The sequence below is a fragment of the Streptomyces sp. NPDC014764 genome (assembly GCF_043082785.1).
In the GTDB taxonomy this organism is placed as follows: domain Bacteria; phylum Actinomycetota; class Actinomycetes; order Streptomycetales; family Streptomycetaceae; genus Streptomyces; species Streptomyces althioticus.
This window is the reverse complement of record NZ_JBIBXY010000042.1, coordinates 1-3,876: the sequence shown is the minus strand read 5'-3', so window position 1 is coordinate 3,876 and position 3,876 is coordinate 1. Positions and strand designations below refer to the sequence as shown.

At 70.2% G+C, this 3,876-nt stretch carries 3 protein-coding genes, 1 tRNA gene and 1 pseudogene; all 5 read left to right on the top strand.

Annotated elements, in window-relative coordinates; translation table 11 throughout:
- Positions 1 to 234 (top strand): annotated as a pseudogene (locus tag ACF1AG_RS34685) (arylamine N-acetyltransferase); the annotation flags it as partial.
- A 629-nt stretch (positions 235 to 863) separates the two neighbouring features.
- Positions 864 to 1,151, top strand: a complete 288-nt coding sequence (locus ACF1AG_RS34680; protein ID WP_359751148.1) for a helix-turn-helix domain-containing protein — start codon at positions 864 to 866, stop codon at positions 1,149 to 1,151.
- Positions 1,148 to 2,716 (top strand): helix-turn-helix domain-containing protein, encoded by a 1,569-nt coding sequence (locus ACF1AG_RS34675; protein WP_391811045.1) that lies wholly within the window; start codon positions 1,148 to 1,150, stop codon positions 2,714 to 2,716. The genes ACF1AG_RS34680 and ACF1AG_RS34675 overlap by 4 nt, the downstream gene beginning before the upstream one ends.
- Positions 2,716 to 3,288 (top strand): transcriptional regulator, encoded by a 573-nt coding sequence (locus ACF1AG_RS34670; protein WP_391811044.1) that lies wholly within the window; start codon positions 2,716 to 2,718, stop codon positions 3,286 to 3,288. The genes ACF1AG_RS34675 and ACF1AG_RS34670 overlap by 1 nt, the downstream gene beginning before the upstream one ends.
- A 60-nt stretch (positions 3,289 to 3,348) precedes the next feature.
- A tRNA-Met gene (locus ACF1AG_RS34665) sits at positions 3,349 to 3,422 on the top strand.
- Positions 3,423 to 3,876: the final 454 nt, after the last annotated feature.

The following is a 3,876-nucleotide window of genomic DNA, read 5'->3' as shown; positions in this document are numbered from 1 at the left end:
CCGTACATCCAGCGGCGGCGCATCGACCGGTACGACACGCTCGACGCGCTGGTCTGGACGACGGAACGTCCGGGCCGGGACCGGGTGACGCAGACCGTCGGGCCGCACGAGGTGCCCAAGCTGCTCGACGACGTCTTCGGGATCCGCACGGACCCGGAGGAAGCACGTCTGCTGGTGACCCGGCTGAGGGAGCTGGACTCCGCCCGGCACCGCCCCGGGTCCACACCTCGGTGACGCGGACCTGATCGGCCGCCCCGTTACCCGCCCGCTGCCACGGGCGCGGCGCACAGGTCGCCCGAGACGCACTCGACAGGGTTGCCCGACGTCGTGCGGACGTAGCCGGCCACCGGCGCGACTACGCCGCCTACGACCCCGCCGGCCGTGCAGCCCCTGGTCGACACCCATGGCGCGGACGCCATCCTGGCCGCCGTGACCCGCCTCGCGCCCGAAGAACCAGTCCCGGTTCCCGGCCGGCCGCCAGGCACCGATGGCGTTCCTCCTGGCCGGCTACGCCGGCAACGCCTCCTTGGTCACCGCGCTCTTGGGCACTGGAGTGCGTACGGTGCGCCGCCATTGCCGTGGGCGGCCGCACCGCCCGGGCCCCGGCTGCGCCGGGCCTGCGCCGCCGTGTCGTGGACGTCGTGTGCCCGCGGCGCTGTCCGATCCTGCGGGGGAAGAGGCGCGCCAGGCGAATCGGGAAGCCCGGCGCGCGACCCGACGGCTCCGCGCTGATCAGGGTGGCATGGATCGCTCATGCCCGAAGACCTTCAGCTCCCGCAGAACACTGAAAGCCTTTCTGCATTATGGATAGTGAAAAGCTTATAGAGATGCGGAAGTTACATGGAGTCGGGTAAGATGGTGGCATGGGATTGCGCTTGGAGGAGTCGCTGCGGCTGACGGTGGCCGCGTTGATGCAGGTGACGGGCGAATCGCAGCGATCGGTCGCCGGGGTCCTCGGGTTGACGCAGACACAGGTGTCGCGCCGACAGTCGGGCGCCATCTCCTGGAGCCTGCGCGACGTCGACGCCCTGGCCGAGCACTACGGCATCGGCGCGCTGGATCTCCTGGCGGGCCCGACCAGAGCGTGCGAGGCGCTGCCCGCCGACAGGCGTCGTACCATGCGGACCGGAGCGAGGAGGACGGGCCGGTGAGCGACTTCGACGCGATCGACTCGCTGCTCGACGCCGTCACCCCTCAGGCCGAACTCCCGCCCTGCCACGTACGCCGCGAACTGCGAGAGCGGGCTCGGCTGTCCAAGGCGCAAGTGGCACGCGCGCTCGGCGTGAGCCCCTCAACCCTCAGCGGATGGGAAAGCGGCCGGGACCCGGCCGGCGAGATCCGCACCAAATACGCCTACCTGCTGGACGGACTGAACGCCAAACTCGCCACCGAGACCACCACCGATGCCGAGACGGCACCGGCTGCGGAGCAGCCCGTCACGTCAGACACGGCCGCGGTCGCCACCCCCTCGTCTACGCCCGGCCTCAGCCAGGACATGGACGAAGACGACGTGGAACCGCTCGTCACCCCCGAGCCCTGCGTGCTGTGCGGCCGCCCGGCCGGACAACGCGTGGCAGGGTTCGCCCAGCACCTGACCCCCGCCGGCTGCCGGCCCGCCACCACCGGAGCCCCAGCTGCCCCGCCAGCCGGACAACCCACCGCGCACACCCCGAAAGCGCCGGTGCACACGACACGCCCGGCGAGCGCGACTCAACGTTCCAAGGGCCCGGCCCGCCACGCGTTCCAGGAGACGTCCGGCCCGGTCGGCCTGATCCGCGAGGCCGTGCAGAGTGCACTTGCCGAGCACCGGGGCGACGTCGACGCAGCCACGGCAACGCTGGTGAAGCGGGCCATCCCGGACGCGATGCGACTGCTGGACGAAACCCGCAAGGGCGCCCGCTACGACGTGATCGCACACCCCTGGATCCCCGACATCCTCAAGAAGCAGACCGCGCGCGGCACCGACCAGATCTGGGAAGCCCGCCCCAAGTGGACCCGTCACGAACTCCCGCCCGGCCGACATCAGGTGACCGCGCTCGACATCAACGGCGCCTACCTCTCCGCCCTCAAGACGCACCTCCCCCTCGGCCAGCTCGAGCACTCCACCGGCCTCGCCCACGACCGCCGCCGCTCCGGAGTCCACCTCATCACCCCGCCCGAGTGGGAACACGAGGCGGTGCTGCCCAACCCGATCGGCCAACGGGACGAACCCGGCCCCCTGTGGGTCACCGAGCCGACGCTCCGCCTCCTGCTGCGCCTGTCCGGTCCCAGGCACCAGCTGTGCGAGCCTCCTCAGATCCACGAGTCGTACACCTCCGGAGCCACGGAGAACCTGCTGGAGAAGTTCCGCATCGCCCTGAAGGACGCCCGCGACACGGCGATCGAGCAGGGCGACACGGTGACGCTTGAGTACGTGAAGGCGATGTACTCGAAGTTCGTCTCCACGATGGGGGAGTCGAACTACAACCGGGAGCTCTACCGCCCGGACTGGATGCACATCATCCGCAGCCAGGCCTTCGCCAACCTCTGGCTCAAGGCACTCAAGGCCCATGACAACGGCCTGGCCGTCGTCCGGGCCATGGGCACCGACGAACTCCACGTCATCGGCGAATGGCGCCGTGTCTTCCCCGAAGGCCGAGCTGTCACCGAAGTCAAGGTCAAGGACACGTACACCGCCGCAACCGACGCCGCTGAGCACGAAGGCGAGGGGGAGTAGTGCCGGAGAAGAACATCGACTTCGGAAAGTTCGGCGCCCGGGGCATCAAGGGCAGCGACGCCGTCGCTCGCAAACTCGACGAACTCGCGGGCGGCATCGCCACCCCCGTGACCGCAAAACGCGGCTGGATGGCGCGCCTGCACTACCTGACGAAGTCCGCCCCGACCCTGAAGGCCGCGCAGGACGCCGGCCTCACGGTGACCCACCGGACGCTGAAGGCGTGGCTGGAGGGCAAACGCCGCCCCTCCAGGACCAACCTGGAACGCATCGACCAGGCTTATAGGACGGTGCGCCGTCACAACGTCGCCCGCCACCTCCTCAGACGCCTCAACCGCGACGGACGCGGCACCCGGGTGGAGATCCACCCGCTCAACCAGTCCCAGGTGCCGCAGCAACTGCAGCGCGTACTGGAGTACCGGACGATGAACGTGCGCCGCTGGGACCGCATCGTCGGCTCCTCGGCGGCCGGCGACCACCAGAGCCTCGACGCCGCATGGCAGGACACGATCGTCGACCTCGGCTCGCAGTGGGGCCAGTACGAGTACGTCACCAACGTCGGCTTCGCCGCATAGAGCCCGCGCCGAAAAGTGGTCCTCGGCGCCTGCTGGGATGGCGTACGGTGGGGGGACCGACGCGGGGTGGAGCAGCTCGGTAGCTCGCTGGGCTCATAACCCAGAGGTCGCAGGTTCAAATCCTGTCCCCGCTACTGACGAAGACGCCCGGATCCCCACGATCCGGGCTCTCTTTCTGCGTTCCCGGCACGCTCTCGGCGTCTGCCTCCTACCCGGCAGGAGGCCCGGCCGCCCCTGCTGCCCGCCCGAGGTGATCGGCCTCGGACCGTTCTGCTGTGGTCTCTCTGAGGTGCACAGAGGAATCCTCGATGACGGTGCGCGGACCGCGGTGGCTGGTGCCTGCGCACGCGATCTCCTCGCAGCAGGCCGATTTCGGCGTCCACCAGGACCACCCCCAGCCCAGCCTCGTGGTGTCCGGCGCCCTTCGGGCGCGTGGCGTGTGCTGGACCGGCAGGTCAGCGAGTTGACACGGGGTTCCCATGGCCGCGCACCCGCGCCGCCGGGTCCCCGTCGACCTCGCACACGCCGAGGCGCCCTTCGACCTCGTCGTCGGCGCCGTCGGCGGATCCCGCGACCTGTCCCGACACC